Source organism: Neomegalonema sp., from assembly GCF_028688855.1.
Taxonomy (GTDB): Bacteria; Pseudomonadota; Alphaproteobacteria; order Rhodobacterales; family Rhodobacteraceae; genus Neomegalonema.
In genome coordinates this window covers 84120-107492 of record NZ_JAQTXI010000007.1, presented here as the reverse complement: position 1 = coordinate 107492, position 23373 = coordinate 84120, and the positions used below count along the sequence as shown (strand labels likewise).

General features: G+C 69.8%; 25 protein-coding genes and 1 riboswitch. Of the genes, 16 read left to right on the top strand and 9 right to left on the bottom strand.

All coding sequences use genetic code 11. The annotated features are described in order from the left end of the window. Positions 1-32 precede the first annotated feature (32 nt). Positions 33-797, top strand: coding sequence for a precorrin-2 C(20)-methyltransferase (locus PHN62_RS07350; RefSeq protein WP_300148424.1), 765 nt, complete (start codon positions 33-35; stop codon positions 795-797). After that, entirely contained in the window at positions 794-1534 is a 741-nt protein-coding gene (gene cobJ, locus PHN62_RS07345; RefSeq protein ID WP_300148421.1) for a precorrin-3B C(17)-methyltransferase, read from the top strand. Before PHN62_RS07350 ends, cobJ begins: the two co-directional genes overlap by 4 nt. Here the strand turns inward: cobJ and PHN62_RS07340 are convergent. Continuing rightward, positions 1513-2259 carry a cobalt-precorrin-6A reductase gene (locus tag PHN62_RS07340; RefSeq protein WP_300148418.1) on the bottom strand — a complete coding sequence of 249 codons (747 nt, stop codon included), beginning with the start codon at positions 2257-2259 and terminating at the stop codon, positions 1513-1515. The two genes, cobJ and PHN62_RS07340, sit on opposite strands and share 22 nt — an antisense overlap. Between PHN62_RS07340 and cbiT the strand changes: the two genes are divergently transcribed. From cbiT to PHN62_RS07300, 8 genes are all read left to right on the top strand, one after another. Beyond that, a complete protein-coding gene (gene cbiT, locus PHN62_RS07335) occupies positions 2258-3439 on the top strand; it encodes a precorrin-6Y C5,15-methyltransferase (decarboxylating) subunit CbiT (protein WP_300148416.1) in 1182 nt (393 codons plus the stop codon). The genes PHN62_RS07340 and cbiT overlap by 2 nt on opposite strands. Beyond that, on the top strand, positions 3436-3801 hold the full coding sequence (locus tag PHN62_RS07330) for a cobalamin biosynthesis protein (RefSeq protein WP_300148413.1): 366 nt from the start codon (positions 3436-3438) through the stop codon (positions 3799-3801). Before cbiT ends, PHN62_RS07330 begins: the two co-directional genes overlap by 4 nt. Then, positions 3798-4577, top strand: a complete 780-nt coding sequence (gene cobM, locus PHN62_RS07325; protein WP_300148411.1) for a precorrin-4 C(11)-methyltransferase — start codon at positions 3798-3800, stop codon at positions 4575-4577. Before PHN62_RS07330 ends, cobM begins: the two co-directional genes overlap by 4 nt. Then, a complete protein-coding gene (locus tag PHN62_RS07320; protein WP_300148408.1) occupies positions 4574-5872 on the top strand; it encodes a cobyrinate a,c-diamide synthase in 1299 nt (432 codons plus the stop codon). The genes cobM and PHN62_RS07320 overlap by 4 nt, the downstream gene beginning before the upstream one ends. Next, a complete protein-coding gene (cobA, locus tag PHN62_RS07315; protein ID WP_300148406.1) occupies positions 5869-6591 on the top strand; it encodes a uroporphyrinogen-III C-methyltransferase in 723 nt (240 codons plus the stop codon). Before PHN62_RS07320 ends, cobA begins: the two co-directional genes overlap by 4 nt. Beyond that, positions 6588-6932: a DUF1636 family protein gene (locus PHN62_RS07310; protein ID WP_300148403.1), complete on the top strand. Its 345-nt coding sequence runs from the start codon at positions 6588-6590 to the stop codon at positions 6930-6932. The genes cobA and PHN62_RS07310 overlap by 4 nt, the downstream gene beginning before the upstream one ends. Positions 6933-6941: 9 nt before the next feature. Continuing rightward, a riboswitch (cobalamin riboswitch) is annotated at positions 6942-7135 on the top strand. Between the two features lie 28 nt (positions 7136-7163). Then, positions 7164-7340 carry a CbtB domain-containing protein gene (locus tag PHN62_RS07305; protein ID WP_300148400.1) on the top strand — a complete coding sequence of 59 codons (177 nt, stop codon included), beginning with the start codon at positions 7164-7166 and terminating at the stop codon, positions 7338-7340. 3 nt (positions 7341-7343) lie between these two features. Next, entirely contained in the window at positions 7344-8123 is a 780-nt protein-coding gene (locus PHN62_RS07300; protein ID WP_300148397.1) for a CbtA family protein, read from the top strand. Positions 8124-8172: 49 nt separating this feature from the next. Here PHN62_RS07300 and cobF read toward each other — a convergent pair whose 3' ends face one another. Then, positions 8173-8934 carry a precorrin-6A synthase (deacetylating) gene (gene cobF / locus PHN62_RS07295; RefSeq protein WP_300148394.1) on the bottom strand — a complete coding sequence of 254 codons (762 nt, stop codon included), beginning with the start codon at positions 8932-8934 and terminating at the stop codon, positions 8173-8175. Between cobF and PHN62_RS07290 the strand changes: the two genes are divergently transcribed. The 3 genes from PHN62_RS07290 to cobD are packed head-to-tail and all read left to right on the top strand — an operon-like array spanning position 8933 to position 11747. Further along, entirely contained in the window at positions 8933-9814 is an 882-nt protein-coding gene (locus PHN62_RS07290) for a propanediol utilization protein (protein WP_300148392.1), read from the top strand. The two genes, cobF and PHN62_RS07290, sit on opposite strands and share 2 nt — an antisense overlap. Beyond that, entirely contained in the window at positions 9811-10752 is a 942-nt protein-coding gene (cbiB, locus tag PHN62_RS07285) for an adenosylcobinamide-phosphate synthase CbiB (protein WP_300148389.1), read from the top strand. Before PHN62_RS07290 ends, cbiB begins: the two co-directional genes overlap by 4 nt. A gap of 8 nt (positions 10753-10760) precedes the next feature. Further along, positions 10761-11747 (top strand): threonine-phosphate decarboxylase CobD, encoded by a 987-nt coding sequence (gene cobD, locus PHN62_RS07280; protein WP_300148387.1) that lies wholly within the window; start codon positions 10761-10763, stop codon positions 11745-11747. On the opposite strand, the gene PHN62_RS07275 is transcribed toward cobD, so the two are convergent. The 6 genes from PHN62_RS07275 to PHN62_RS07250 all read right to left on the bottom strand — a co-directional run bounded on the left by PHN62_RS07275 (position 11732) and on the right by PHN62_RS07250 (position 18362). Further along, positions 11732-12670: an ABC transporter permease gene (locus PHN62_RS07275; protein WP_300148385.1), complete on the bottom strand. Its 939-nt coding sequence runs from the start codon at positions 12668-12670 to the stop codon at positions 11732-11734. The two genes, cobD and PHN62_RS07275, sit on opposite strands and share 16 nt — an antisense overlap. 2 nt (positions 12671-12672) lie before the next feature. Then, positions 12673-13776 carry an ABC transporter permease gene (locus tag PHN62_RS07270; RefSeq protein ID WP_300148382.1) on the bottom strand — a complete coding sequence of 368 codons (1104 nt, stop codon included), beginning with the start codon at positions 13774-13776 and terminating at the stop codon, positions 12673-12675. Then, the gene (locus PHN62_RS07265) at positions 13763-15292 is read right to left on the bottom strand and encodes an ABC transporter ATP-binding protein (protein ID WP_300148379.1); all 1530 of its coding nucleotides are present in this window, start codon (positions 15290-15292) and stop codon (positions 13763-13765) included. The genes PHN62_RS07270 and PHN62_RS07265 overlap by 14 nt, the downstream gene beginning before the upstream one ends. Positions 15293-15384: 92 nt before the next feature. Then, positions 15385-16392: a BMP family protein gene (locus PHN62_RS07260; RefSeq protein WP_300148376.1), complete on the bottom strand. Its 1008-nt coding sequence runs from the start codon at positions 16390-16392 to the stop codon at positions 15385-15387. Positions 16393-16456: 64 nt separating this feature from the next. Continuing rightward, positions 16457-17239 carry a 5-formyltetrahydrofolate cyclo-ligase gene (locus tag PHN62_RS07255; RefSeq protein WP_300148374.1) on the bottom strand — a complete coding sequence of 261 codons (783 nt, stop codon included), beginning with the start codon at positions 17237-17239 and terminating at the stop codon, positions 16457-16459. A 136-nt stretch (positions 17240-17375) separates the two neighbouring features. Beyond that, complete coding sequence (locus PHN62_RS07250) at positions 17376-18362, bottom strand: LysR family transcriptional regulator (RefSeq protein WP_300148371.1); 987 nt, start codon at positions 18360-18362, stop codon at positions 17376-17378. 188 nt (positions 18363-18550) lie between these two features. Between PHN62_RS07250 and PHN62_RS07245 the strand changes: the two genes are divergently transcribed. The 3 genes from PHN62_RS07245 (at position 18551) to PHN62_RS07235 (ending at position 21360) form a co-directional block, all read left to right on the top strand. Continuing rightward, complete coding sequence (locus PHN62_RS07245) at positions 18551-18853, top strand: GNAT family N-acetyltransferase (RefSeq protein WP_300148369.1); 303 nt, start codon at positions 18551-18553, stop codon at positions 18851-18853. Positions 18854-19195: 342 nt separating this feature from the next. Further along, complete coding sequence (locus PHN62_RS07240) at positions 19196-20389, top strand: serine hydrolase (RefSeq protein ID WP_300148367.1); 1194 nt, start codon at positions 19196-19198, stop codon at positions 20387-20389. 80 nt (positions 20390-20469) lie between these two features. Beyond that, positions 20470-21360 (top strand): helix-turn-helix domain-containing protein, encoded by an 891-nt coding sequence (locus PHN62_RS07235; RefSeq protein WP_300148364.1) that lies wholly within the window; start codon positions 20470-20472, stop codon positions 21358-21360. Between the two features lie 199 nt (positions 21361-21559). Here the strand turns inward: PHN62_RS07235 and PHN62_RS07230 are convergent, their stop codons facing one another. After that, on the bottom strand, positions 21560-23209 hold the full coding sequence (locus PHN62_RS07230) for an NAD(P)/FAD-dependent oxidoreductase (RefSeq protein ID WP_300148361.1): 1650 nt from the start codon (positions 23207-23209) through the stop codon (positions 21560-21562). Positions 23210-23373 lie beyond the last annotated feature (164 nt).

The window sequence follows — 23373 nt, the reverse complement described above, 5'->3', positions numbered from 1 at the left end:
CTTCGCGTCGCGAAAATGCGACCACAAAGGAAGTGGGAGCGTTCGAAGGATCCGATAAGACCGGAGAACGCTCTAAAGGCCGCGTCGTCTGCGTGGGGCTTGGGCCGGGCGATCCCGAGCTTCTGACTCTGCGCGCTCATCGCCTCGTGAGCAAGGCGCGGATCGTGGCCTATTTCCGCAAGAAGGGGCGCCCCGGTCTGGCGCGGCGGATGGTCGAGGGAATGCTCGCGCCGGGCGTCGAAGAGCTGGCGATGGAATATCCCGTCACCACCGAGATCCCTTTCGAGGACCCCGCCTATAACGGCACCCTCGCGCCCTTCTACGCCGAATGGGCGGGGCGTCTGAAGGCCCGCGCCGAAGCGGGCGAAGAGGTGGTGGTCCTCTGCGAGGGGGATCCTTTCCTCTACGGCTCCTTCATGCATCTGCAGGCGCGGCTTCCGGCGGAGATGGTCGAGGTGGTCCCGGGCGTGACCGGCATGTCGGGATGCTGGACGGCCTCGGGCCAGCCCATCGCCTGGGGCGACGACGTGCTGACCGTCATGCCCGCCACGCTCTCCGAAGCCGAGATGGCCCAGCGCATCGCCCATTCGGACGCGCTCGTCGTCATGAAGATCGGGCGGAATCTGCCGCGTCTGCGGAGGGCTCTGACGGCGGCGGGGCGGCTCGAAGCCGCCTGGCTCGTCGAGCGCGGGACCATGGAGGGCCAGCGCATCCGCAGGATGACCGAGATTCCCGAGGATGAGGAGGCGCCCTATTTCGCCATCCTTCTCCTGCATGGACAGGGGCGCAGGCCATGAAGCCGGGAGGATGGGTTTCGGTGGTGGGACTCGGGCCGGGGGCGGAGGATCTCGTCACGCCGGAGGCCCAGGCGATCGTGGCCGAGGCTACGGACATCGTCGGCTATGGCCCCTATGTCGCCCGCATCCCGGAGCGCGCGAACCAGATCCGCCACGCCTCGGACAATCGCGTGGAGCTGGAGCGGGCTACTCTGGCGCTGAGGCTGGCCGCCGAGGGACGGCGCGCGGCGGTGGTCTCCTCGGGAGATCCGGGAGTCTTCGCCATGGCCTCGGCGCTCTTCGAGGCCATGGAGGCCGGGCCTGAGGCGTGGCGAAGCCTTGAGGTCCGCGTGGTTCCGGGCGTCACGGCCATGCTGGCGGCGGCGGCCGTGGCGGGCGCGCCGCTCGGACATGATTTCTGCGCCATCAACCTCTCCGACAACCTCAAGCCCTTCGATCTCGTGCTGAAGCGGCTGCGTCTGGCGGTCGAGGCGGATTTCGCCATGGGGCTCTATAATCCGCGCTCCAGGGCGAGGCCCCATCAATTCGCCGAGGTTCTGACTCTGCTGCGCGAGATCTGCGAGCCGGAGCGGCTGATCCTCTTCGCCCGCGCCGTCTCGACGCCGGAGCAGGAGATCCGCGTGGTTCCGCTCCGCGAGGCCGCGCCGGAGATGGCCGACATGCGCACGGTGGTTCTGGTCGGCTCCTCGCGGACAAGGCGCGTCGGGCGCTTCGTCTATACGCCGAGGTCGGCATGAATCCAGTCCATCGCCTCTTCGACCTCGGCGACTCGCGGACGCTCAGGCGCCTCGGGCCGCGCGACGAGAAGCACGGGCAGTCCGAGCCTCCGCGCGGCGGTCAGCTTGGCCTCGGCGCCGAAGCCGCCCGCGTTCTTGGCGAGGATTTTCGTCGTTCCATGGCGGCGCAGAAGCTCAAGATCGCCTTCCGGGGTGAAAGGTCCGCGCGCGATCACGATCCCGGCGCGCGGCAAGGGCGGCGGAGCCTCCGGCGCATCGACCAGCCGCAAGAGATAATCATGCTGCGGCGCTTGGGCGAAAAGCTCCAGATTCTGGCGGCCTATGGCGAGGAACACCCGCTCGGGCCGCGCCTCGCGCAGGGCTTCGGCGGCGGCGGGCAGGTCAGGGACTTCGGTCCAATCGTCGCCCGGAGCAGGGCTCCAGGGCGGACGCTCGAAGGAGAGCAGCGGAATCCCGACCTCCGCGCAGGCCTGGGCGGCGTTGCGGCTGATCTGAGCCGCGAAAGGATGGGTGGCGTCCACCACGCGGCCGATCCCTTCTTCGCGGAGGAAGCGCGCCAGCCCCTCCGCCCCGCCGAAGCCGCCCACGCGGGTCGGGAGAGGCTGAGGGCGCGGCGCCTCCACTCTTCCGGCGTAGGAGAAGATCGCGGGCGAGCCCCGCGCGGCCATGGCGGCGGCGAGGCGCGAAGCCTCGGTCGTGCCGCCGAGGAGGAGGGTCGGGCGCATGAATAGGTGGCTCTCCATCGTCGGGATCGGCGAGGATGGACTAGCGGGCCTCTCCGAGGCAAGCCGCCGCGCGCTGGCGGAGGCTGAGATTCTCTTTGGGGGGGCGCGACATCTGGCGCTCGTGGAGCATCCCGACAAACGGCCCTGGCCCCTCCCCTTCTCCGTGGCCCCGCTGCTGGCTCTGCGCGGAAGGCGCGTGGCGGCTTTAACCTCCGGAGATCCTTTCTGGCACGGGGCCGGAGGCGCTCTCGCCGAGGCTCTGACGCCGGGCGAATGGCGGGCCTTCCCTGCTCCCTCGACGCCCGCGCTGATCGGGGCGCGGCTCGGCTGGCGCATGGAGGAGGTTCCGGCTCTGGGCCTGCACGCCGCCCCCTTCGCGCGGCTGAGGCCCCATCTGGCGCCGGGCGGACGGGTCGTCGCCACCTTGCGCGACGGCGCCGCAGCGGGAGAACTGGCCGCATGGCTGACCGCCCAGGGCTTCGGCGCAACGCGGATGATCCTCATGGAGCGGCTCGGCGGGCCTCTGGAGCGCATCCGCGAGGCCCGCGCGCAGGATTTCGCTTGCCCCGAAGTCGCGGCGCCGGTTTCGGCGGCGCTCGTCTTCGCGGGAGAAGGCGCGACGCCTCCGCTTTGCTCCGGCCTGCCGGATTCCCTCTTCGACCATGACGGCCAGATCACCAAACGCCCCATCCGGGCTCTGGCGCTTTCGGCCCTCGCCCCGAGGCCCTTCGAAAGGCTGTGGGACGTCGGGACGGGATCGGGCTCCATCGCCATAGAATGGCTGCTGGCCCATCCCACGACTCAGGCCGTCGGGATCGAGGCCGACCCGGCCCGCGCCGCCCGCGCCCGCGCCAACGCCGCCCGCTTCGGCGTCGAGCGGCTGGAGATCCGCGAAGGCCGCGCGCCGGAGGCTCTGGCGGGGCTTCCCGAGCCGCATGCGGTCTTCATCGGCGGCGGCGCGAGCGAAGAGCTTTTGCGGGCGCTGTGGAGTTTGGTCCCGCAGGGGGCGCGGATCGTCGCCCACGCCGTGACTCTGGAGAGCGAAGCGCTCTTCACGCGCTGGCGGAGCGAGGTCGGGGGAAGCCTGCTGCGGATCGAACTCGCGGAGGCCGCGCCTCTGGGGCGCAAGAGCGGCTGGAAGGCGGCCTATCCGGTGGTGCAATGGAGCGTCATGAAATGAGGGCGGCGGGAATCGGATTCCGCGAAGCCGCAAGCCTCGCCTCCCTGCTCGACGCCCTCGCGCGGGCGGGGGCTCTGGAGGCCGAGCGCGTCGGACTGCCCGCCGCCAAGGCCGCGCATCCCGCCGCGAGGGCTCTGGCGGAGACGGGGCGCCGCCTCGTCCTGATCGCGCCGGAGCTTCTGGCCGCTCAGGAGACCCTCACGCAAAGCGCCGCCTCCCGCGCGGCCCATGGCGCCGGGAGCGTCGCGGAGGCCTCGGCCCTCGCCGCCGCAGGCTCCGGAGCGCGCCTGACGGCGCCCCGCGCGATTTCGGCGGATCGCCTCGCCACGGCGGCCCTCGCCTCTTCAGGAGACCCTTCATGACCGTCCATTTCATCGGCGCGGGCCCCGGCGCGGCCGACCTGATCACCCTGCGCGGACGCGATCTGATCGCGGCTTCTCCGGTCTGCCTTTATGCGGGTTCTCTGGTGCCGGAGGCTCTGCTGAGCCATTGCCCGCCCGGCGCGCGAATCGTCAACACGGCGCCTTTGGACCTCGACGCCATCATGGCCGAGATCTCCGCCGCCCAAGCCGCCGGACAGGATGTCGCGCGGCTGCATTCCGGAGACCTCTCGGTCTGGTCGGCCATGGGCGAGCAGATCCGCCGCCTGAAGGCCCTCGGGATTCCCTTCACCGTGACGCCCGGCGTGCCCTCCTTCGCGGCGGCGGCGGCGACCCTCGGGGCGGAGCTGACCCTCCCCGGTCTGGCGCAAAGCGTGATCCTCACCCGAACCTCCGGGCGGGCCTCGCCCATGCCGGAGGGCGAGACTCTGGCGAATTTCGCCGCCACGGGCGCGACTCTGGCGCTGCATCTCTCGATTCATCGCCTGAAGGAGATCGCGGAGGAACTGGCCGCCCATTACGGCCCAGATTGTCCGGCGGCGGTGGTCTGGCGGGCCTCATGGCCGGATGAGCGCGTGGTCCGGGCGCCGCTGTCCGGGATCGCCGAAGCCCTGGGCGAGAGCATGGAGCGCACGGCGCTGATTCTCGTCGGGCGGGCGCTCTCCGCCGAGGGCTTCGCCGAAAGCCGCCTTTACGCGCCGGATTACGACCGTCGATTCCGCGCCGGACGCGCCGAAGCCGTGAAAGGCTCATCATGATCCCCGGATTGATCGTCTCCGCGCCGCGCTCCGGCTCCGGCAAGACCACCGTGACGCTGGGGCTTTTGCGCGCCTTCGCCGAGGAGGGCCTGAAGGTCCAGCCCTATAAATGCGGGCCGGACTACATCGACCCCGCCTTTCACAAGGCCGCCTGCGGACGGGAATCCTTCAATCTCGACACATGGGCCATGGCGCCGGAGCTTCTGGCGGCGCAGCTGACGCGCGGCGGAGATCTCGCCTTGGCCGAAGGCTCCATGGGACTCTTCGACGGCGTGGCCTTCCCCGGAGAATCCGGAAGCGGCGCCACCGCCGACCTCTCCGCCCTGACGGGCTGGCCCGTGGTCCTCGTGCTGGACGTCTCGGGGCAAGCCCAGACGGCGGGCGCTCTGGCGGCGGGCATGGCGGCCTTCCGCCCGGGGGTGCGGATCGCGGGCGTGATCCTCAACCGCGCAGCCTCGCCGCGCCATGAGCGGCTTTGTCGGCTCGGCGTGGAGGCGGCGGGCCTGCCCGTCCTCGGAGCCCTGCCCCGTCGCGGAGATCTCGCCTTGCCCGAGCGGCACCTCGGACTGGTGCAGGCGGCTGAGCATCCCGATCTTGAGGCCGCCATCGCCGCCTATGCGGAGTTCCTGCGGGCGCATTGCGATCTGGCGGCGATCCGCGCGGCGGCCTCCTCCCATGCGGCGGAGCTTCCGGCTCCCCGCGCGCCGAAACCTCCCGCCCAGAGGATCGCCCTCGCGCAGGACGAAGCCTTCTCCTTCATCTATCCGCATCTTCTGGAGGCCTGGCGGGCGCAAGGCGCCGAGATCCTGCCCTTTTCGCCTCTGGCCGACGAAGCGCCTCCGGAGGCGGATCTCTGCTGGCTGCCGGGCGGCTATCCCGAACTGCACGCCGGACGCCTCGCGGCGGCGGCGCGCTTCCTCGGCGGGCTGCGGGATTTCGCGGCGCGGAGGCCCGTCCATGGCGAATGCGGCGGCTATATGGTCCTCGGCGAGGCTTTGGCCGACGCCAAGGGCGAGCGCCACGCCATGGCGGGGCTTCTGGGGCTCGTCACCTCCTATGAGAAGCGCAGGATGCATCTCGGCTATCGCCTCGCGACCCTTTCGGCGCCCATGCCCGGCCACGCCTCCGGCGCGCGGCTGAGGGGTCATGAATTCCATTACTCGACCATCCTCGCCCAGCCGGACGCGCCTCTGGCCGTCGTGCGCGACGCCGAGGGCGCGACGGTCCCTGAAACCGGATCCCGGCGCGGCCTGGTCTCGGGAACCTTCCTCCATCTGATCGGAGAAGCCTCATGAGCGCAGGATTCGTCTCCTTCGTCTCCTCCGGCCCCGGAGATCCCGAATTGCTGACGCTCAAGGCGGCGGATCGTCTGAAGCGGGCCGACGTGGTGTTGTTCGACGATCTGGCGGCGGGTCCGATCCTCGGCCATGCGCGCCCGGGGGCGGATCTCGTCGCGGTGGGCAAGCGGGCGGGCCGGGCCTCGCCGAAACAGGATCACGTCAGCCGCCTGCTGCTCGACCACGCCCGCAGCGGCGCGCGGGTGGCGCGGCTGAAATCGGGAGACGCCGGGCTCTTCGGGCGGCTGGAGGAGGAGATCTCGGCTCTGCGCGCCGAGGGGATCGCCCATGAGGTGATCCCCGGAGTCTCCTCGGCCATGGCGGCGGCCGCGGCCGCGGGCATCCCCCTGACGCGGCGTCTGGCGGCGCGGCGCGTGCAGTTCGTGACCGGGCATGACGTCTCGGGCAAGCTGCCCGAGGGGCTGAACTGGGCCGCCCTCGCCGATCCTCAGGCGGTGACGGTCGTCTTCATGGCGCGGGCCACCTTTCCGGCTCTGGCGGCGCGGCTGATCGCGGAGGGCCTGCCGCCCGAGACTCCCGCCCTGCTGGCCGAAGGCGTCTCGACCCCCGCCCAGAACATCACGCGCGAGGGGCTGGCGCGCCTCGCCGCCCGGCTGGAGGAGGCGCCGCGCGCGGAAGCCCCCGCCCTGATCCTTTACGGAGCCCTCGCGCCATGAACCGGGTCTTCGTCTGCCGCGAATGCCGGGGCGGAGGGGCGGCTCTGGCTGAAGCCGCCGCGCGGATTCTGGCGGATCGCCCGAACTGGCGTGTGACGCTGGCGGGCTGCATGTCGGGATGCCGGGGCGGAGCTTCTCTGGCGGCGCGGGCGCCGGGCAAGACGGCCTATCTCTTCAGCCCGGTGGAGCCCGAAGACCTGCCCGGACTCGCCGCCTTCGCCGCGCTTTACGAGGCCAGCCCCGACGGCGACATCCAGGACGCCCGTCCCCTTGGAAGCCTGCGCCTGAAGGCACTGGCGCGGATTCCGGCCCATCCTTTCGCGCTTGACCCGGAAGCCTGAAAGATGCGACTCATGCCGCATGTGCGAGGCGCTTCGGAGATCCTTTCCGAAGCTCCGGGAACGGGGTTCGAAGCCCCGACCGCCCCCGCGACTGTAAGCGGTTAGCCCTCTCCGACGAAGCCACTGGCGCCCTGGCGCCGGGAAGGCAGGAGAAGGGCCGCGACCCGCGAGTCAGGAGACCGGCCCCGCATGACCCTCAAGCGCCGTCGGGTGGGACGGCAAGGAGCGATCATGACCCTTTCGACCCCTGCGGAGCGCGCGGGCTCCGCGACTTCGTCTCTCGGCGCGATTCTGGCGGCGGCGCTGCTCGGCGCGGCGCTGATCTTCACGGCGGGCCTCGCCCAGTCCGAGGCCCTGCATGACGCCGCCCATGACGTGCGTCACGCCACCGGCTTTCCCTGCCACTGAGCCATGTTCAAACGTCTGATCTCCAGCGCCTTGCTCGCTGGCGCTGCGGCGGGGCTGATCGCGGCTCTCCTGCAGTTCGTTTTCGTGCAGCCCGTGCTGCTCCACGCCGAGCTTTATGAAACCGGCGAACTCACGCATTTCGTCCCGGTGGATCATGGCGAGGCCTCCGGATCCGGCCATGACCATGGCGCGGCGGCGCAGACCCCGGAGGCTTCGGGCTCGGAGGCTGCGGGCTCTTCGTCCCATGCGGCGCATCCGGGGATCGACTTCGCCCGGGACGGCCTCTCCGTGCTGTTCTCTCTGGTGGTCTACGCCGGATACGGGCTCTTCCTGACGGCGGCCATGGCTCTGGCCGCGAGCCGGGGCGTCGAGATCACGGCGCGTCAGGGGCTGATCTGGGGCGTGGCGGGCTTCGCCGCCGTGCAGCTGGCGCCCGCCTTCGGGCTCTCGCCGGAATTGCCGGGCATGTCCGCCGCCGACGTCGTGGAGCGCCAGATCTGGTGGCTCGGAACGGTCGTCGCGACGGCGGTCGGGCTCTGGCTCATCGCCTTCGGCAGGAACTGGGCCTTCTGGGGCCTCGCCGTGGCGTTGATCCTCGCGCCGCAGCTCATCGGCGCGCCTCATCCGGACGAATTCTTCGGGCCGACGCCCCCCGAGCTCGCGGCGCAATTCGCCGGACGCGCCCTCGGCGTGGGGCTGGCGGCCTGGGCGACGCTCGGTCTGGCCGCCGGATGGCTCTGGTCGCGCGAGCCGGAGACGGCGCTTGCACCGCAGACGGCCTGAGTCCTTGAGTTTCCGGGCGGCATGCGCCCCGGAGAGACGGTCCGGCGGGTCAGGCTCGCCGGGCCGTCTTGCGCATCAGATAGAGGTCCATGATCCAGCCATGGCGTTCGCGAGCTTCGGCGCGGGCCTTCAGGATGCGCGGACCGGCCTCGGCCAGAGGCCCCTTGTCGAGCAACTGATCCTTCATGCCGAGCCTCGCCCCCCACCAGATCTCGACTCCCTCCGGCGCGAGGCTCTGAAAGGCGCATCCGCCGTCGAGCATGACCACGAGGGTCTCGACGCCTTCGGGCCAGCCTTCGTCGCGCAGACGCCGCCCGGTCGTGATCTGCACCGCGGCCCCGAGCCCGTTCAGAGGAATCCCATGGGCCGCCGTGAGCATCTGCATCGAGGTCAGGCCCGGAATCGCCTCCACCTCCAGCGGCCGCCGCGCGGCCAGACGCGCCGCCACCCGCAAGCTGCTGTCGTAAAGCGAGGGATCGCCCCAGACGAGCAGAGCCGCGCGCTCGGCCTGAGGATGCTCCGCGAGGGCGGCGGACCAGGCTTCGGCGATGGCGTCATGCCAATCCTCGACGCCTTCGAGATATTCCGCGCGGGTGGCGTCTCGGCGGGGCATGGCGAATTCGACGATCTTCGTCGCGGGATTGCGCAGATGCGCCGCGCAAAGCCCCCGACGAAGCTCCGCCAGTTCGGATTTCTCCTCGCCCTTGGCCGGGATCAGCAGCAGATCCGCCGAATTCAGCGCCCTGACCGCCTGAAAGGTCAGATGGTCGGGATCTCCGGTCCCCATGCCGATGAGAAGAAGCCGCATCATGTCCTCTTTCGCGCTTGAAGATTCGCCCCGCGTCGGCGGCCGCGCGCTTCCCTTGAAGGGCCGTTCCGGCGCCTGCGGATCGCGCATCAGCCTCATGGGGCATTTCGGCGAGCTTCTGCAAGGGCGTCTCGGGCCGGAAGGGCCTCTGGCGTTGATCACTCTGCCTTGCCCCAGGCTGGAGGCTCGGGCCGAGCGGGCGCCGGGCGCCTTCGCTCTGGAGCAGGAGGGGCCTCCGGTCCTGACGCCGGATCAGGCCGCGGTGTTTCTGCATCTGCTCGGGCTTCCCGTGGAGGGGCGCTTCCGGCTGAGCCTCGAGATGCCGCCCGGCTGCGGCTGCGGCGCTTCGACGGCGGCGCGGGTCGCTCTGGCGCGGGCGGCGGGAGTCTCCGACGTCGAGCGCATCGCCGCCGCCTGCCACGCCTCGGAGGGCGCGACGGACCCGCTGATGTTCTCCGCGCCGGAACGCCGCCTCTGGGCCTCGCGGGAGGGCCGGAGCCTCGCGGTTCTGCCGCCTGCGCCCGCCTTCGAGGCGGTCGGGGGATATGTCGGGCCGCCCCGCCGCACCGACCCCTTCGATCTGAATTTCCCGGATGTCTCCGATCTCGCGGCGGCATGGCCGGAGGCCTGCGGCTCTGCGGGGGCCTTGGCGGAATTGGCGACGGAATCCGCGCGCCGGAGCCTCGCCCTGCGCGGACCTCACGGCGACCCCACGGCGGAGCTCGCCCGCCGGACGGGGGCGCTCGGCTGGAGCATGGCCCATACGGGTTCGGCGCGGGCGCTGCTCTTCGCGCCCGGCGAGGCGCCTGCGCAGGCCGAAGACCTCTTGCGCGAGGCGGGTTTCGCCGCGCCCATCCGCTTCCGTTTCGGAGGCGCCTCGTGAGCTTCGCCCTCGCCATGATCCTCGCCATGGCCATCGACGCCCTGATCGGCTGGCCGGACCGGTTGTTTCGCAGGATAGGCCATCCGGTGACCTGGCTCGGGGCGCTGATCGGCGCTCTGGAGCGAGGGCTGAACCGCCTCGACCTCAACCCCTTGCGGCGGCGCATCCTCGGGACGGCGGCGGCTCTGGCGGCGATCTCGGCGGCGGCGCTCCCGGCCCTGGCGATTTCGACGGCCTTGCCTGAAACCTGGCTGGGAACCCTGCTGACGGGCCTTCTCGCCTGGCCGCTCGTCGCGACGCGCTCGCTGCATGACCATGTGGCCGCCGTGGCGCGGCCTCTGGCGGCGGGGGATCTCGCCTCGGCCCGAATCGAGCTGGCGAAGATCGTCGGGCGCGACCCGACGAAGCTCGACGAGGCGGGGGTCTCGCGGGCGGCTCTGGAGAGCCTCGCGGAGAACGCTTCCGATGGAATCACGGCGCCGATCTTCTGGGGCGCGCTCTTCGGTCTGCCGGGGATCGCGGGCTACAAGGCGATCAACACGCTGGATTCCATGCTCGGCCATCGCACGCCGCGTCTGGAGGCCTTCGGCTGGGCCTCGGCCCGCATCGACGATGTGGCCAACCTCATCCCTGCGCGGCTGACGGGGCTGCTCTTCGCTCTGGCGGGGCTGAAGCCGCGTCGGGCCTTCGCCTGCATGCTCCGCGACGCCCGCAAGCATCGCTCGCCCAACGCCGGTTGGCCCGAAGCCGCCATGGCCGGAGTCCTGGGCGTCCGGCTCTCCGGCCCGAGGATCTACGAGGGCCGCCTCTCCGCAGAGCCCTGGGTCAACGCGGGCGCGCCCGATCCGGGGCCTCGGGAGATCTCGGCGGGGCTGAGCCTGATGCGCCGGGCCATGGGGCTTCTGGCGGGAGTTCTGGCGCTCGTCGCCTTCACATGAGGGAATCCATGCGCGATCACGGCGGAAATCTCGATGCGGCCATGGCGGCCCATGGCGGCGATCCCCGGGAATGGATCGACCTCTCGACGGGGATCAACCGGCGTCCATGGCCCCTCCCGGAGCTTCCCGCACGCGCCTGGACCGATCTGCCCACCCGCGCCGACATGGCCCGCCTGACCGAGGCCGCCCACCAGGCCTATGGCGCGCCTGCCGAGGCCGGACTCGTCGCTCTGGCGGGGGCTCAGGCGGCGATCCAGCTTTATCCGCGCCTGGCGAGCCCCGGCCTCGCGCGGATTCTCGCCCCGACCTATAACGAACACGCCGCCAGCCTGCGCGCAGAAGGCTGGCGCGTCGAGGAGGTCGCCGGGCTTGAGGCTCTGGCGGGAGCGGATCTGGCGGTTCTGGTCAATCCCAACAATCCCGACGGCCTGACCTACGCGCCGGAGGATCTGCTCGCGCTTCTCCCGCGCGTGGGGCGGCTGATCGTGGATGAAAGCTTCGTGGATCCCACGCCGGAATCGTCTCTCGGCCCCCGGGCCGGAGCCGAAGGCCTGATCCTGCTGCGCTCCTTCGGGAAGTTCTATGGCCTCGCAGGAGTCCGGCTCGGCTTCGCCCTCGGCGCGGCGCAGGAGACGGCGCGGCTGGCCTCCCTGTCGGGGCCCTGGCCGATCAGCGGCGCGGCGGTCGAGATCGGGGCGCGGGCTCTGGCGGATTCCTCATGGCGCGCGACGACCGCCGCCCGCCTCTCCGCCGAGGCCCTGCGTCTGGATCGCCTCGCGGAGGCCGCAGGATGGAGCCCCCTCGGCGGAACGACGCTCTTCCGGCTCTACGAGACCGGGGAGGCCGTCGAAGCTCAGGCGCGCCTCGCGCGAAGCCGCATCTGGTCGCGGCGCTTTCCCTGGTCGCAAGGCTGGCTCAGGCTCGGCCTGCCCGGCGCGGAGGCGGAATGGCGCCGCCTCGCCCAGGCCCTCGGCGGGCCTCACTCGCGGGAATAGGGGACCATCAGCGATTCTGGCTGATCCGCCTTGCCGATCAATCCGGACATCGCCAGGATCGTCACCAGATAGGGCAGAGCCAGCAGCAATTGCGGCGGGACTCCCGAAGTGAAGATCTGCAAGGTCAGCTGCAAGGCGTCGGCGGCGCCGAAGATCAGCGCCGCGATGGTCGCGCGCAGAGGATCCCAGCGCCCGAAGATCACGATGGCCAGCGCGATGAAGCCTTGTCCGGAGACCACCGTCTCGCGGAATTGCCCCACCTGCGCCAGCACCAGATAGGCCCCCGCCGCCCCCGCCGCCACGCAGGAGATCAGCACCCCCGCATAGCGATAGGCCGTGACGTCGAGGCCGGCGGTGTCGGCGGCGCGGGGATTCTCGCCCACCGCCCGCAGGTTCAGCCCGAAGGCCGTCCGCCGCAGCACGAACCAAGCGACCGCCGCCGCCAGCGCCGTCAGATAGACCAGCGGCGTATGACGGAACAGGATCGGCCCGAGGAAGGGAATCTCCGACAGCACGGGGATCGGCAGGACCGAGAACATGACCGCCGTCTGCGCGCCCGAAGCGCCGCCGAGAATCAGCCGGTAGGCGTAGCTCGCCAGCCCCAGCGCGAAGATGTTGAAGATCACCCCCACCACCACCTGACTCGCCTGGGCGGTCACATACATGAAGCCGAGGAAGCCGCCCGCCGTCAGGCCCGCCGCCATGCCTCCGAGCATCCCGAGCCAGAGGGAGCCGGTGCTCCAGGCGGCCCACCAGGCGACCAGAGCTCCCAGCAGCATCACGCCTTCGATGCCGATGTTCAGCACGCCCGCGCGCTCGGCGAAGAGCTCGCCGAGGGCCGCCAGCAGCAGAGGCCCCGCCAGACGCACCGTCGCGGCCAGCCAGCCCGTGAGGAAAGCCGTCAGGGCGAAATCCACATCCATGATCAGACTCCCTCTCCGGCGGAGGCGGTCCGGCGTCCCGGCAGGCGCAGGCGATAGCGGCGGAAGAATTCTCCCGCGAGGATGAACAGCACGATCAGGCTCTGGATCATGAAGACGATGGAGGAAGGCAGGCCCGCCTGACGCTGCATGGCGTCGGCGCCGACGGTCATCCCCGCGTAGAGCGTCGCGGCGATCACCACCCCCAGAGGATGCAGCTTGCCCAGAAGCGCCGCCACCATCCCCACGAAGCCCACGCCGCCCGACATGCCGTCGATCAGCCGGTGATGCAGCCCCAGAACCTCGACCATGCCCGCCATGGCCGCGAGGCCTCCGGCGAGGCAGGCCGCCATGAACTGCCTGCGCCCGACCTCCACGCCGCCGAAGCGGGCGGCCCTGGGGTTCAGCCCCGTCACGACCATCTCGTAGCCGATCCGCGAGCGCAGCAGCAGCCCCCAGACCACCAGAGCCGCCGCCAGCGCGATCAGGATTCCGGCGTTGGCCCTCATACCGTCGAAGAGCTGCGGGAGCCAGGTCTCGCGCGGCAGACGCGGACTCTGCGGCAGGCCGCCCGGCTCGCGCAGAGGCCCCGAAACCAGATATTGCACCAGCAGCAGGGCCACGTAGTTCATCATCAGCGAGGTGATGACCTCATTGCCGCCGAAGCGGCTCTTGAACAGCCCCACGATCCCCGACCAGAGCCCGCCCGCGATCAGAGAGGCCAGAATCGCCAGAGGCAGGAAGGCCGCGAAAGGCAGGCCCGCGAGGATCTGGCCCTCGCGGACCATCAGCGCGACCCAGGTCGCCGCCGCCGCGCCGATCATCACGCAGCCCTCGAAGCCGAGAAAGCCGAAGCCCGTCCGCCAGGCCACCACCGTCCCGAGCCCGATCAGGATCAGAGGCGCCGCCTTGAGCAAGGTGAACCCGAGGCCCCGCCAGGTGAGGAAGCTCTCGCCGAACAGCGCGGCGTAGGCGCTGAAGGGATCCGCGCCGAAGGGCAGGAAGAGCAATCCCCCCGCCGCCAGAGCCGCCAGCACCGCCAGAGCCGTGGAGAGGGCCGAAGCCGCCGCCCCTTCGGCGGGCGCCGCCCGACGTTCAAGGATCCGCATGGCCGACCTCCTCTCCATGGCTCCCGGCCATCATCAGGCCGATCCGGCGCAGATCCGCTTCGGCGGCGGACATCTCGCCCATGATCCGCCCCTCGTAGATCACCGCGACGCGGTCCGAAAGATTCAGGATCTCCTCCAGCTCCGCCGAGATCAGCAGGATCGCCTTGCCCGCCTCGCGCAGCCGCAGGAGCTCCGCCCATACGGCCTCGACGGCCCCCACGTCGAGCCCCCGCGTCGGCTGCTCGACGATCAGCGCCCGAGGGTCCGAGGCGATGGCCCGCCCCAACTGCACCTTCTGGAGATTGCCCCCCGAAAGCTTGCCCGCCGGATATTCCGGCTTGCGGGGGCGGATGTCGAAACGCTCCATCAACTCCGCCGCGAAGCTCCGGCTGCGCCTGCGGTCCAGCAGCCCGAAGCGGGCGTAGGCGCGCTGATCGCCGAGGATCGCATTCTCCGCGATGGAGAGCGCCCCCACCGAACCCACATGACGACGGTCGGCGGGCACATAGGCCACGCCCGCGCTCCGGCGGTCGGCGGGAGAGGCGCGGGTCAGATCCCGCGCGCCGAGCAGAACCCGTCCGCCCGCAGCCGCCCGCAGCCCCGTCAGGGCCTGGGCCAGTTCGGATTGTCCGTTGCCGTCCACCCCCGCCAGCCCGAGGATCTCGCCCTCGCGCAGATCCAGCGACAGCCCGTCGAGGGCGCGGCGGCCCTGGTCGTCTCCGACCGTCAGATTCTCGACCCTCAGCACCGAAGGCCCCGCCGGACGCGTCGAGCGCCGGGCGGTCAGGGCCACCTCGCGCCCAACCATCAGACGAGCCAGCTCCGCTTCGGAGCTTCCGGCGGTCTTCACCGAGCCCACCACGCGCCCGTCGCGCATGATGGTCACGCGGTCGGCGGCGGCCATGATCTCGTGCAGCTTGTGCGTGACGATCACCACGGCGTGGCCCTGATCGGCCAGAGTCCGCAGCACCTTCAGCAGGGCCTCGGCTTCTCCGGGGGTCAGGACGGCGGTGGGCTCGTCGAGGATCAGCAGCTTCGCCTTGCGATAGAGCAGCTTCAGGATCTCGACGCGCTGCTGCGTCCCCACCGGCAGATGCTCGATGCGGGCGGAGGGGTCCACCTGAAGCCCGTAGCGGCGCGAGAGCTCGGCGATCTCGCGGGCCGGGCCCGCCAGATCCAGAGGCCGCAGGCCCCCGCCCGCCTTCAGCCCGAGGACGACGTTTTCGGTCACGCTGAAGCGCCGGACGAGCATGAACTCCTGATGGATCATGCCGATTCCGGCGGCGATGGCGTCGCGGGTGGAGCGCAGGTCCAGAGGGCGGCCCTCGATGAGGATCTCGCCCGCGTCGCGGCCGTAAAGCCCGTAGACGATCTGCATCAGCGTGGATTTCCCCGCGCCGTTCTCGCCGAGCAGGGCGTGGATCTCGCCGCTGCGCACGTCGAAATCCACATGGTCGTTGGCGAGGACGCCGGGAAAGCGCTTGACGATTCCGCGGGCGGAGAGAAAAGGCGTCATGCGGCGGCCTCTCCGGGCTGGCTTGCGGAAAAAAAGGGGCGAGATCGCGGCGCCGGCGCGCAGGGTGGGCGCGCCGGAGCCCCGTCCGAAGCTCAGGGCGCGAGCTTCGACACCTCGATCTCGCCCGAGCCCAGCCCGCTCCAGATCTCCTGGAAGGCCGACCAGGCCTCCCCGGAGATCAGAGCGGGATTGTGGTCGCCGTGTTCTCCCGCCTTGAGCGACCACATCTCGGTGACCTTCGGCCGCCATTCCTCTCCGCCTTTGAAGGTCCCGGCGGCGACGGAGTCGCCCACCTGTTCGACCATCCAGCCGAGATTCATGACGAAGCTCGCGCCCACCGCCGCAGGCGCGACCGCAGTCTGATCCGAATAGCAGCCCAGCGCCTTGGCCCCGCCCGCGACGGCGCCCTGGATCGCGCCGAGCCCCGTGACGTTGGCGCCATGCCAGATCACGTCGGCGCCGTTGGCGATCATCGCCGAAGCCGCTTCGGAGCCGCGTCCGGCGTTGTCGTAATCGCCGGTGATCACGCCGAGCCCCTTGACGCCCTCGCGGGTCAGCTGGGCTCCGGCGACGAAGCAGGCCATCATGCGCTGTTGCGTGGGATTGTCGCCGCCGCCCACGAAGCCGACCGCCTTGCCCTTCTCCGAGATCAGCGCCGCCAGAGCTCCCGCGCCATAGGAGGCGTCGTAATAGGCGAGGTCGATGAAGCCGAGATTCTCAGGCGCATCGCCTTCGGGCCTGAAAGTGGAGGCGAAGAACTTCTGATCCGGATATTCCGGCGCGATCTCCAGGAAGGCCGAGCCGAATTCATAGCCATGGCCGATGATCAGGTCATAGCCGTCGTCGGCGTAGCCCTCGACGACCTGCACCAGATTGGCCTGAGCCACGTTCTCGGCGTAGGCCGTGACGAAGCCTTTCGCCTTCAGGGCCTGAAGCCCCTCGTAGGCGAGCTGAGCCCAACCGCCGTCGGTGATCGGGCCGGTCATGATCAGCGCCACGCGGACCGGATCGGCGGCGCGCGCCGCGCCGGCGCCGGAGAGAAGGGCCGCCGCCGCCGTGGCGGCGGTCAGCCCGAAAAGGAAAGCTCGTCTGTTCGGCATGGAAAGGGCTCCGGGTTGGGGGAGGATCGCCGCCCGCCCGGCCCGCCCGGGACGGACGCGAGCTTCAGTCCTTGCGGTCCTGAAGGTCGGCCTTCAGGCGCTTGAGGAAGGGGATGTCCTCCAGCTGGTCGGGCTGGACCGCGTCCCAGGACACGCCCTTGGGCTGCGGATAGGGCGAACGGGTCTCGATGGCCTCGAGTTCGGTGAAGATCCAGTTCAGCGCGGAATCATGCGGCAGCATGACGATGCGCGGATTATCCACCACCTGCGAAGAGTGAACCGTGGTGACGATGGGCGCGCCCTCCGGCACCTTGCCCAGCTCGCGGAAGATCCCGAGTTCGAGATCGGCGAAGCCTCCGCCCTTGCCGGTGCGTCCGCCCTCGCGGGTGACCGCCACGCAGCCCACCACGAGCACGTCCATCGGGAGCATGTCCTCGAAGGCCACCGGCTCGCCATGCTCCACCGCGCCCTGAGACGTGGCCGCGAGCTCGAAATGGACGCCCTTGGCCTCCAGCTTCGCGGGGTCGAGCAGCACGAAGGGGAAGCCCTTCACCAGTTCGGGAACCGGCGTATAGAGCAGCTTGCCGTCATAGAGCGCCCGCAGCCGGACCGGAATCTGCGGCGGATCGGGATTGCACTTCACCACCCTGGCGGATTTCCAGAAGGGCAGCTCCGACAGCCGCTTTGCGGCGACGTCCGCCCCCACGAAATTGGGGATGCGGCTCCAGGCCGGACCGACGTTCACGCCGGTCGTCTCCAGCGCGTTCCAGACTTCATCCCTCAGACCGTCCTTCTGGACGTTCCTTCCGGCCCAGCGGCCCAGCTTCTCCGATTCAGCGACGCTCATCGTCAGCCTCTCGTCTTCCCCCGCATCCGCCGTCCGGGGTTACGCCCGGGCGGCCGCAGTTCGTGACCGGAAGCCTAGGAAGCGCGCGGCCTCTCCGGCAAGACGCCGCATGCGCACAGAGTCTATATGCTTCCGCTTATGTCGCGGCGCCGAAATCGGCGGCGATCTCCGCCGAGACCCGATGCGCCACCTCCACGATCCGCTCGCGCAGCCAGCGATGCGCCGCCGAATTCTGCATCCGCTCATGCCAGAGCAGATAGAAGCGCATCGCGCCGAACTCCTCGGGGGCGGGCAGAGAGCGGATCGGCAGAATGCCTTGATAATGACGGGCGAATCCCCGGCTGCTCGTGAAGACGAGGTCCGTGCCCAGCAGCACGTAGGGGATGAGGTTGAACTCCGGCGCCATCACCCGGATATCCCGCGTCAGCCCGAGTTCGGCCAGCTTTCCGTCGATGGGGCCGGGCGTCGTGACGGAGAGCGGCGAAGGCGCGACATGCCCGAGGCCCATGTAGTCCTCCATCGAGATCCGCCGCTGACGGCTCAGAGGATGCGCGGGCCCGAAGAGGCAGACCACGCCGTCCGACATCAGGCGCGTCATGCGCAGATTGCCCGGCGGACTCGGCCAGTTGGCGATGACGGCGTCGATCTCGCCCTTCTCCAGCGCGGCCACGTAGTCGTAGCCCGCGACCACCGCCCGCAGCATGATCCGCGAGCGCGGCGAAGCCGAACGGATGCTGGAGATCAGCCGGGGCGCGAAGAAGGCGCCCATGCAGTCGGCCGAGGCGATGCGGAATTCATGATCCTGAGAGGCCGGGTCGAAGGCCTGGGGCGGACGGATCGCCGCCTCCAGATCGGCGAGGGCCCGGCGCAGGGGCTCCAGCATGGCCTGGGCGCGCTCGGTGGGCACGAGCTTGGCGCCGCTGCGCACCAGCAGCGGGTCTCCGGTGGCTTCGCGCATGCGGCGGAGGGTCTGGCTCACCGCAGGCTGGGATTGTCCGAGCGCCGCCGCCGCCGCCGTGACGCTGCGGCGCTCCATGATCGCCAGCAAGACCCGCAGCTGCCGGATGTCCACATCCACGCCGGCGCTCTCGACGGGTCTTTTCGGCTGGCCCCAGTTGTCCATGCGTCCCTCCCTCAGGACAGGCGGCGCCTCGCGCTTGCGGAATCGCGAAAGGGCGGCGCCGCCATCATGACGGACATGAATTCCTTCAGGAAGAGGCGCATGGCTCTGGAGAAACGCCCCTCCTCCCCCCAGATCCGGGGAGGGAGGCCGTCGCGGCCTCCTCTCTCCGCTTGTCGAAAGGATCGCGCATGTCCGGGACGAAGATTCAGGTCTCCTATGAAGATCAAGGCCATAAGGGGCGCTACGCCGTCCGCGTCGAGGGCGCGGAAGGCGAGGGCGAACTCACCATCTCGAAGGCTTCGGACAGCCTGGTCATCGCCGACCACACCTATGCGCCGGAGAGTCTGCGCGGGACGGGCGCCGCCTCGGCGCTGGTGCTGCGGCTGATCGAGGACGCCCGCGCCAGAGGCTGGCGCGTGATTCCCCTCTGCCCCTATGTGAAGGCTCAGGCGCTGCGCCATCCGGAATGGGCCGACGTGATTCAGGGCTGAGGACCCGGCTCCAGGCGCGGCCTCCGCCGCAAGGATGAAGCGCGAGAAGGTGGAATCCTCTCGCCTTGCGCGCGAAATCCCCGCCCGGAGACCCGCTTCGAGACCCCTGGCGGCGCGCCTGCGGAAGGGCTTGCGGATGGAATGTCGCTTTCGGCCCGCAAGGGGGCGGAAATTCATCCCGCAGCGCACAATAACCATCTGATTCTAACAGATAAATCCCTGATCCGGAAGCTGCATCAAGGCCTCGTTGACCCCCCCTCCTCCAGTCGAAAGACTGCCCTCCGGCGGTCGTCTGAAGCCTGCGGCTTCAGCCTGGCCCGCCTGACATGGGAGGAAAAACCAGTGAAGAACTTGAAAGCCGCCTGCGACGCGGTTCTGGCGGGCGTCACCGGAAGCGGACCGCGCGTCCCCGGCGTGGTCGCCGCGATCACCGACCGCGCTCAGGACGTCTGGTCCGGCGCCGCCGGAGACCGCCGCCTCGGCGACGGCGCCATGAGCCTCGACACGGTCTTCGCCATCTTCTCGACCACCAAGGCGATCACCGGAACCGCCGCGCTGCAATGCGTCGAGGAGGGGCTGCTCGATCTCGACGCCCCGGCGAAGACCTACGCTCCGGCCATCGGGAAGCTGCAGGTCATCGAGGGCTTCGACGCCGCCGGACAGCCGAAGCTGCGCGCGCCGAAATCCGACGTCACCACGCGTCAGCTCCTGCTGCATGTCGGCGGCTTCGGCTACGACTTCTTCGACGAGACCTACAAGCGCCTCGCCGAAGAGCACGGCCAGCCGAGCGTCGTCAGCTCCTCGCGGGCGGCCATCGAGACGCCGCTCCTCTTCGATCCCGGCGCCGAATGGAAATACGGCACCAACATCGACTGGGCCGGACAGGTCGTCGAGGGAATCCGCGGCAAGCGCCTCGGCGAAGTCATGCGCGAGCGGATCTTCAATCCGCTGGGCATGGAGGAGATCGCCTTCACCCGCACGCCCTCGATGAAGGCGCGCACCGCCACCATCCACGCCCGCGCCCCGGACGGCGCCCTCTCGCCCATGGACGGATTCGCCCTGCCCGACGATCCCGAAGTGGAGATGGGCGGACATGGCCTCTATGCGACCATTCCGGAATACATGAAGTTCATCCGCATGTGGCTGAACGACGGCGCCGGACCCGGCGGACGCGTGCTCAAGGCCGAGACCGTCGAATGGGCGGTGAAGAACGGCCTCCAGGCGCATCAGAAGGTGGGGATGCTGCCGGGCGTCATTCCCTCGCTCTCCAACGACGCCGAGTTCTTCCCCGGCCTGAAGAAGGGCTGGTCCTACACCTTCATGACCAACGAGGAGGAGGCCCCGACCGGCCGTCCCGCCGGAGCCATCGGCTGGGCGGGTCTGGCCAACAGCTTCTACTGGATCGACCGCAAGAACGGAATCGGCGGCTATTGGGCCACCCAGATCCTGCCCTTCGGCGACCCGGTCTCCTTCCCCGGCTATCTCGATCTGGAAAGCGCGGCCTACAAGGCCATGGTTCAGGCCCGGGCGGCCTGAATCCTCGCCCCGAATCCCTGACGCGAACTTGACGGGCGGCCTCCCGCCGCCCGTCCTTTCCGCATAGAAAGGGTCGACGGATGACCGAACTCGTTCCCCCGGAGCGTCTGCCCGAATGGGTCCCAGGCCGGGTGCTGCTGGCGAGCGACGGGCTCGGATGGCGGCATGTCGGCCTGCGCTCCTACCACTACCGCGGACAGGACGTGATCGTGCCCGCCATGCGCGACTTCATGCTGGTCGGCTATCAGGCCGGAGCGACGCCGATGCAGCGCCGCTTCGAAAGCCGATGGACGCGCGACCGTCTCGGACCGGGCGCCGTCTCGCTGCTGACCCAGGCCCAGAAGGCGCACTGGACCTGGGTCGAGCCCATCGACGTGACCCACGTCTATCTGTCGCCCGCGCTGATGGCCGAAGTCGCGAGCGAGGCCATGGACCGCCATGTCGCCGAAGTCTGTCTGGCCGACGTGCTGCGCACCGAGGATCCGGTGCTGACCGCCGCCATCGCCCTGATCTCCGGAGAGGCCCGGCAACAGGGGCTCGGGGGGGCGCTTTACGTGGAATCCGTCGCGCGGGCTCTGGGCGTGCATCTGCTGCGCCGCTACGCCTCGGTGAAGTTCCGGGAGTCGGCGGCGTCGGGCGGACTCAGCCCGACCCAGACCCGCAGGATCGTCGAGTACGTCGAGGCCAATCTGGCCGAGCCCATGGAGCTTTCCGCCATGGCGGCGGAGGTCGGGCTGGGCGCCACGGCCTTCACGCGGCGTTTCCGCAAGAGCTTCGATCAGCCGCCCTACAGATATGTGGTCTCCAGACGCCTGGAGCGGGCGCGGCGGCTGCTCGCGGAGACTCCCGCGCCGATCAAGACCGTGGCCGCGGCCTGCGGATTCACCGATCAGGCCCATCTGACGCGGCTCTTCTCGCGCGAGCTCGGAGTTTCGCCCGCCGCCTGCCGCCGCGCGAGCCGATCCGCCTGAAATCCTCCTGTTCCTTCCAAAGGGAAAGGCCCGTCGTCCGCTGCGAGACGACGGGCCTTCTCCTGCTCCGCCCGGAGCGCGATCCGGAGACTCCTTGCGGAGCTTCCGGGGAGGATCGCGCGGCCGGGCGGCGGTCCGAAGCCTTCGAAGACCCCGGTCAGACCGGAAAGGCTCCGGACGTCTCGTCCCGGCCCGCCGTTCAGGCCAGGGCGAGGCCCTTGTAGCCGCCCTGGGCCACTTCGTCGCATTTCTGGCGATAGGTCCCGACGCCGCCGGTGTAGGACAGCACCCGGCGCGGCTTGCCCGGCACGTTCGAACCCACATACCAGGAATTGGTCTTCGAGATCAGGTTGGCGTTCGCCGTCTCGTCGTGATGGCGCACCCAGGCCTCTTCGAATTCGGCGGTGGGCTCGACGACCTTGTGGCCTCCGGCGCGCAGATGCGCGACCAGATTCGAGATCCATTCCGTCTGCTGCTGGAGGCAGGTCGTCATGTTGCAGAGCGCCGCCGAAGGCGCGAGAGGCGCCGCCGTGATCAGCAGGTTCGGATAGCCGTGGACCATCATGCCCAGAGCGGTGCGGATGTCGCGGCTCCAGTCCTCGCGGAGGCTGCGGCCGTCGCGGCCGCGGATGTCGATCCGCGACAGGGCGCCCGAACCGGCGTCGAAGCCCGTGGCGAGGATGATCACGTCCAGCTCGTGGACCGTTCCATCGGCCAGCTTCACGCCCTCGGGGAGGATCTCGACGATGGGGTTGTTCCGGACGTTGATCGCCTCGACGTTCGGGCGATGATAGACTTCGAGATAATTGGTCTCGAGCGGCACGCGATGGGTGCCGAAGCCGTAATCCTCGGGGCCGGGGACGAGGGCCTCGATCAGCTTCGGATCCTTCAGGCGGGCGCGCATCTTGCCGCGCACGAATTCGGAGATCTCTTCGCTCACGTCCGCGTCGAAGAACATCTCGGCGAAGGAGGCCAGCCAGAGCTTCAGCGAACCGTCGGCGTGGACCTCCTCCAGAACCGCGAGGCGCTGCTCGGGGGTCAGGTCGGCCCAGGTGTGGATGAAGTCGTATTCGAAGCCGGTGAAGGTGTGCGGAAGATTGCCCTTCAGCTCCTCGAAGCGGGCCTTGTAGCGCTTTTCCTCTTCGGGGCCGTATTTGGGGTTCTTCATCGGCAGCACGTATTGCGGCGTGCGGATGAAGACCTTCAGGTCGCCCACCTTGTCGGCGATGGTCTGGATGACCTGGATGCCCGTCGCGCCCACGCCCACCACGCCCACGCGCTTGCCTTCGAGGTCCAGCGGCTCGCGCGGCCAGCGGGCGGTGTGGAAGATGCGGCCCTGGAAGTTCTTCTGGCCGGGGAAGCGCTCCTCCAGCGGCGCCGAGAGCATGCCGCAGCAGCCGATCAGCAGCTGCGTGTCGAAGACGTCGCCGAGATCGCTCGTGACGGTCCAGCGGCCGCGCGCCTCGTCCCAGCGGGCTTCGGTGATCTTCGTGGAGAGCAGGAGGTCGCGGCGCAGGTCGAGCCGGTCGGCGATGTAATGCATCCAGCGCTCGATTTCGGGCTGGCCGGGGAAGCGCTCGCTCCAGGTCCAGTCCTTGTAGAGCTTCTCGTCGAAGAGATACTGGTAGATGTAGCTCTCGGAGTCGAATTTCGCGCCGGGATAGCGGTTCCAGTACCAGGTCCCGCCGACGTCGGTGGCGGCGTCCACGGCCAGAACCTTCAGGCCCTGGGCCCGGAGCTGGTGAAGCTGGTAGAGCCCGGCCACGCCCGCGCCGATGATCAGCGCGTCGAGAACCACGGGTTCGGATTGCACGGGGCGGCCGTCGCGGCCCTGGACGATTGCGTCCATGTTCAAGTCCTCCCTGACATGTGAAGAGGGTTTTCCCTCATCTGCGGCGTTCGGCCGCGTCAGGGATCAGATTAAAGGGGGCGCCGCCGGAGGTCTTGAACGATCCGGACAGGAGGCTTGCAGGATTCGCGCGGGAAAGACCCGCGCCCGAAGCCTCCCGGAAG